At 30.2% G+C, this 6,402-nt stretch carries 5 protein-coding genes; 2 read left to right on the forward strand and 3 right to left on the reverse strand.

Annotated features, from left to right (window positions below):
• Window positions 1-494 precede the first annotated feature (494 nt).
• Window positions 495-2,093: an ATP-binding cassette domain-containing protein gene (locus RWN11_RS06430; RefSeq protein ID WP_314160935.1), complete on the forward strand. Its 1,599-nt coding sequence runs from the start codon at window positions 495-497 to the stop codon at window positions 2,091-2,093.
• 49 nt (window positions 2,094-2,142) lie between these two features.
• On the opposite strand, the gene RWN11_RS06435 is transcribed toward RWN11_RS06430, so the two are convergent.
• Window positions 2,143-2,610 carry a GAF domain-containing protein gene (locus RWN11_RS06435; protein WP_314160936.1) on the reverse strand — a complete coding sequence of 156 codons (468 nt, stop codon included), beginning with the start codon at window positions 2,608-2,610 and terminating at the stop codon, window positions 2,143-2,145.
• Between the two features lie 382 nt (window positions 2,611-2,992).
• On the opposite strand from RWN11_RS06435, the gene RWN11_RS06440 reads away from it, so the two are divergent.
• The gene (locus RWN11_RS06440) at window positions 2,993-4,687 is read left to right on the forward strand and encodes a septation ring formation regulator EzrA (RefSeq protein ID WP_294682810.1); all 1,695 of its coding nucleotides are present in this window, start codon (window positions 2,993-2,995) and stop codon (window positions 4,685-4,687) included.
• A gap of 127 nt (window positions 4,688-4,814) precedes the next feature.
• Here RWN11_RS06440 and RWN11_RS06445 read toward each other — a convergent pair whose 3' ends face one another.
• Complete coding sequence (locus tag RWN11_RS06445; protein WP_314160937.1) at window positions 4,815-5,609, reverse strand: metal ABC transporter permease; 795 nt, start codon at window positions 5,607-5,609, stop codon at window positions 4,815-4,817.
• Window positions 5,602-6,312 carry an ATP-binding cassette domain-containing protein gene (locus RWN11_RS06450; protein WP_314160938.1) on the reverse strand — a complete coding sequence of 237 codons (711 nt, stop codon included), beginning with the start codon at window positions 6,310-6,312 and terminating at the stop codon, window positions 5,602-5,604. Before RWN11_RS06450 ends, RWN11_RS06445 begins: the two co-directional genes overlap by 8 nt.
• Window positions 6,313-6,402 lie beyond the last annotated feature (90 nt).

Here is a 6,402-nt window from a genome sequence, read left to right on the forward strand (position 1 = left end):
TTGCTAAGAAAATTAAAATTAGAAAATTTCCAGAACTTATTTTCCAATATGACACAACAGCCGAATATGCTTTACACATTGAAAGCCTAATAGCTAGTGTCAGTAAAAAAGAAAAAGACGAAGAATAATTAGAATAGAGGAGCGACTTAATTACTGTGATTTATTAACGTCACTTTGATTAAGTCGCCTCAATATGGTTTATACTGTTTTGAAATATTTAAATAGGGTTGATTCTAAAGCCCAAAATTTCAAAAAGTTTATATGAAACTTATAGACATAGCGGCTTATTGATAGCTAAATTCGCTTTATGAAAGTTTTTTATATATCTGATAAATTTTTAGGGACTGACTCGATAAAATTGATTTCTCTGGAATCACGATTTTTTGAATCATTCCCATTTATGAACTATATTATCTAATTGTTTAAGTTTAAAGCTTTTAAGTATAAAGTAATATACTTAGTTTTATAGAATTAAAGAATTAAAGGAGAAAACAATGTTACAAGTAACGAATTTAGGTTTACGTTTTGCAGATAGAAAGCTATTTGAAGATGTAAATATAAAATTTACAAATGGTAACTGCTACGGTTTAATCGGGGCTAATGGAGCAGGTAAAACAACATTCTTAAAATTATTATCTGGTGAATTAGATTCACAACAAGGGCATGTTTCTTTAGGGAAAGGTGAACGTCTTGCAGTACTTCGTCAAAACCACTTCGCATATGAAGAAAACAGAGTTATTGATGTTGTAATGATGGGTCACGAACGTCTTTGGGATGTTATGAACCGTAAAAATGAAATTTATATGAAAGATCCATTTACTGAAGAAGATGGAATCATTGCTGCTGAACTTGAAGGTGAGTTTGCGGAGATGGATGGTTGGACTGCAGAAAGTGATGCGGCTCAACTTCTTGAAGGTTTAGGAATTGCAGTCGAATTCCACGATATGCTTATGGGAGAACTTGATAATGCTATTAAGGTTAAAGTTCTTTTAGCTCAAGCATTATTTGGTAATCCAGATGTACTTCTTCTGGATGAGCCTACCAACGGTCTTGATATTAGTGCAATCAAGTGGTTAGAAGAGTTCTTAATTAACTTTGAGAACACTGTTATTGTAGTCAGCCACGATCGTCACTTTTTAAATAATATTTGTACTCACATTTGTGACTTAGACTTTGGTAAAATCCAACTTTACGTTGGTAACTATGACTTCTGGTACCAATCTAGTCAACTTGCTAGAAGAATGGCAGAAGATAACAACAAGAAAAAAGAAGAAAAAATTAAAGAATTACAAGAATTCATCGCACGTTTCTCTGCGAATGCTTCTAAATCTAAACAAGCGACAAGTAGAAAGAAAATGCTTGATAAAATTACTCTTGACGATATTAAACCAAGTAGCCGTCGTTATCCATACGTTCGCTTCACACCAGATCGTGAAATTGGAAATGACTTACTTATCGTTGAAGGTGTAAGCAAAACTGTAGAAGGTAAAGAAGTATTAAGTAATGTAAGCTTCACAGTAAATCCTAATGATAAAGTTATTTTACTAGGGGATGAAGTATCTAAAACTACATTACTAAAAATTCTTGCTGGTGAAATGGAACCAGATAGTGGAACAGTTAAATGGGGTATTACAACTTCTAGAAGTTATATGCCAAAAGATAACTCTGAATACTTTGAAGGATTAAAACTTTCATTAGTAGAATGGCTTCGCCAATATGCTTCTCCTGAAGAGGAAAGTGAAGCATACTTACGTTCATTCTTAGGAAGAATGTTATTCTCTGGTGAAGAAGCACTTAAACGTGCCCACGTATTATCAGGGGGAGAAAAAATGCGTTGTATGTTATCTAAGATGATGTTATCTAAAGCTAACGTTATTCTTTTAGATGAGCCTACAAACCACCTTGACTTGGAATCTATTACAGCGGTCAATGAAGGTATTATTGCTTTCAAAGGTTCTGTATTCTTCACCTCTCATGACTATGAGTTTATTCAAACAATAGCTAATAGAGTAGTTGAATTAACACCAGAAGGTGCAATCAACAAAGAGATGGATTACGAAAACTACCTAAGATTCAAAGGTATTATAGATTAATAAAAGAAGGAGATATACTGTTTTGGTATATCTCCTTTTAGTATTGTGATTAAAAAATCACTTTCTCAAAAACTTGTTTTGTAACATCGCTAAATGCTGCAACTTCTTCTTGAGAGAATCTATTGAACTCAATAGAATCTATATCTAGTAAGGCTACAACTTTATCATTTTGGATAATCGGAATTACTAGCTCACTATTTGTGGCACTATCGCATGCAATATGCCCTGGGAACTTATGTACATCCTCAACATAAATAGTTTCACGAGTTGTATAGCAGTGACCACATACACCTTTGTTAAATGGTATACGAGTGCAAGCTACTTTTCCTTGAAATGGTCCTAAAACTAGGTTGTTGTTTTCTTCATCTAATAAATAGAAACCAACCCAGTTTGTATTTGGCAAGTACTCTTTGTATAAAGCTGAAAGGTTTGATAAATTAGTAATTAAATTATCTTCTCCTGACACTAAAGCAGTCGCTTGACTTATAAATAATTGTTTATTTTCTACTATATTCATTAAAATACCTCTTTTAAAAGACTTTATTATATTTTCGCATAATAGTAATAAAAAATAAAGTGATAAGAGTTATAGATATAAAAAGAATATACTTTATAAGATTTTGTCGAGCCACTGAGCCTATAAGTTATAATATACACTTATTTAAAATTTAGAACCTTTTGGTCAACTCCTTTTATTATTTATAATTATTTATACATTGACTTGTAAAACTTATAATTAATAAAAAATATTTAGTTATTTGTTTGTTAAAAAAAATTGAAAAAAATTTAAAAAAATGATTGAAACACTTTGTTTTTTGGAATAAAAATGGTATAATTTTGTTAGGTTATTGTATTAATAAACGTAAAAAATTAAATATAAAATTTCAGGGGGAAGATATATGACATATATATTTTTATTTGTGTGTATCCTTGTTCTTGGAGGAGTAGTAGCACTATTCGTCTTTAGAAATAGGAAAAAACAAGATTTATACCCTCTTTTAGTTATGAAAGATGAGCTAGAGAGAGAAACACTATCTGATGATTTGAAAAAAGTAAAAGCGCTGGAAATTGCTGGTAAAGCTGAAAAACTTTATGCTCAATGGGAAAGCGAATGGTACGAAATTCAGAGTATCGATATTGAAGAACTTGACAGAGATCTTTATAGTGCAGAAACTTATATTGATAAATTTAATTTCAAACGTGCTGATGAAGTAATTATGAATAGTGGTGAATTAATCGCTAATATTAAAGATAGAATTGCTGGAATTAGAAGAGAAATTAAAGAATTAACAGAAGTTGAACCTAGAAATAGAGAACTATATGAAGAAATCGTAGTTGAGTACAAAGAGCTTAATAGAGAACTATTAGCTAAGCGTCATCAATATGGAGCAGCAGCAGAACAATTTGAACAAAATATCAAAGAAATAGCTCCACAACTTGATGATTTCAAACTTCTAACATCTACTGGTAAGTACATCGAAGCACAAGATAAAATTAATACTGTTAAGGGATTAATTGATAATCTTAAAGAAAGAATGGAAGTACTGCCTGATCTGTTAAAAGAAATTGAAAAAACTTGTCCAGCTCAAATACAGTCATTAAGACTTAAAGTTGAGGAAATGGAGAAAAAAGGGTTTAAACTTACTCACTTAGAAATTTCAAGTAAAATTGAAAGTATTGTTTGGCAATTAAGCGATGCTCGTGAAAAAGTTAAATCTGGAGATATTGATCTAATTGAAAACATTCTTGATGGTATTTATGATGTTATCGATGAAGTTTCTAATGATCTTAAAAAAGAACTTGATTATAAAAAATACATTGAGGAAAACTATAGAGAAATCACTAATAAACTTGAATTACAAGATAAATTAAACGAAGCTCTATACAATAATATTCAAGAAATTAAAAATAGATACCAAATTTATCAAAAAGATGAAGAAATGGTTGCTAACTACTATGATGAGTTAAGTGATTTACTTGATGTTAAACATGATATTGATGTGTATATTAATAATCAACCAAAACTTAACTATAAAGACTTAAAAGAAAAAGTAGAATTATTAGGTCAAGGATTAGAAAAAATTGAAGAAGACCAAACAAATTATTCTAGATACTTAACAAGTCTTCGTGAAGAAGAAGGTCACGCTCGTGAAAAACTTATCTTTATTAATCAAGAAAAAGAAGTTATTAAACGTAAATTAGATAATTCACGCGTTCCAGGATTCAGTGATAGATTTATTGTTTTATATAAAGATGTAACTGATAGTTATAGATATGCAATTGAGGAACTTAAAAAAGAACCTATCAATATCGATTTACTAAAACGTGCAGTTGCTGAAGCAGAGGAATCATTAGATATTTATTCTTCTGAAGTAAATAACATTCTTACTGATATTGAATTAATAGAAAAACTTATTCGTTATGCAAACAGATACAGAAAAGATAATGTTGAATTCCATCAACAATTAACAGTTGCTGAACAATATTATAGAGAGTATCGTTACAACAAAACTCTAGAAATTATTAGAAATTCTCTAGACAAAGTTGAACCAGGCGCATACGAAAGAATAAGAAATTCAGTAAAACCTAGATAATAAAGAAGCCCTAGTTTTAGAAATAAAACTAGGGTGTTTTTTTGGTTATAAAACATTTTTAGAGGGATAATTAAGAACTACTGTTACTATAAAATGTTATAGTAACAGTAGTTGATTTTATATTTTATTATTTTCTCTTTAGGTTATAGTAACCTAAACTAGAAAAGTAGAATACTGCTTCTATAGTTGCTATAAAGAAAGTAGTAGGTAGGGAAGTGTAATATGAAAGAGTAATCCCTGCCCATGTACCAATTAGAGCGAATAATATTGATATAGCAATCATTAGACCTACTTTATTAGTAAGATATCTTGCTGCACTAGCGGGAACGGTTAATAGGACGAACATCAATAATGCTCCAACAACAGGAACTGTAATACTAGTTGCAACTGATAATAAAACTAGGAAAAAGATAGAAATAAATTTTCCATTTAATCCTAAGGCGCGTGCACCAATTGCATCGAAAGAATCAAATTTAATTTTTCTATAAAAGATAGAAAGTAATAGTATTACAGCAAGTGCTAGTGTAAATATCAATTTTACATCATCTCTAGTAATTGAAACAACACTACCGAACAGAATGTTGTTAACATAACTTGTACTTTTAGGTGTTAGTGATAGGAATAATAATCCTAAACCTAAGAATATTCCTAACATTACGCTTACTGTAGCTTCACGTCTAAATGCTTTCACACTTAGATGACCTACTAGATAAGACATAGTAATAGTGAATATTAATAGCCCGTAAATTGGGTTAATACCTAAGAAAACAGCAAAGGCTGCACCAGCGAACCCAACATGTGAAAGTGTGTGTGAGATAAATGACATGTTTCTAGCCATTACAAACACACCGATATAGCCTGCCATTACAGCTACAATAGTTCCAGCTATAAAGGCATTCTGCATAAAATCATAATTAAGCATAATTGTTATCTCCTACATAATGTTTGCATAGCTTTAGATTATTTTTTTCTATATTGTAATCTTCTATACTAATAAATTTGAAGCAACCTTCCTCGAGATAGAGTATTTTATCAACGTATTTTTCATCGATAAGTGATAGTTCATGTGTTATACAAAGAGTAATGATATTTTCTTTCTTTGTAATTTCTTTAACCAGAGTCATACATTCAATTTCACTAGTCTTATCTAAATTTGATGTAAACTCATCAAGAAGTAGTAGGTTTGGTTTATTTACTAATGCTTGTGCTAAAAATACACGTTGTTTTTCACCACCTGAGAGAGTGCCTATAGATTTATTTTGAAGTTTTAGTGAATTTGTTAATTCTAGTGCTTCTTTAATACTTGCTTTTTCTTTTTTGCTAAGCCATGGTAAAAATCCTTTTTGAATAGGAAGTGATACAAAGTCAGAGGCAGATAAGGGAAGTTCTTCATCTATTTGTCTGAACTGAGGAACATATCCAAGAGTTGGATTTTCTCCAACAAGTGTAATCTGGCTAGTTTTATTTAATTTTTCTAATATATTGTTTAATAATGTTGTTTTACCAACACCATTTTTTCCAACAACAGCAACAACATCTCCTGAAGATACAGAAAATGAAATATTATCCAGTATTGTTTTATCTCCTATTGAATAAGTGAGATTTTTTAATTTAAGTTCAGCCATAAAATCTCCTAAGTAAATTTTAAATTTTTATTTTTAATATAAAAAAGAAGAGATACGATTTAGAATCTCTTCTTTATATTATACTACATA

The organism is uncultured Gemella sp., assembly GCF_963519265.1.
Taxonomy (GTDB): Bacteria; Bacillota; Bacilli; order Staphylococcales; family Gemellaceae; genus Gemella.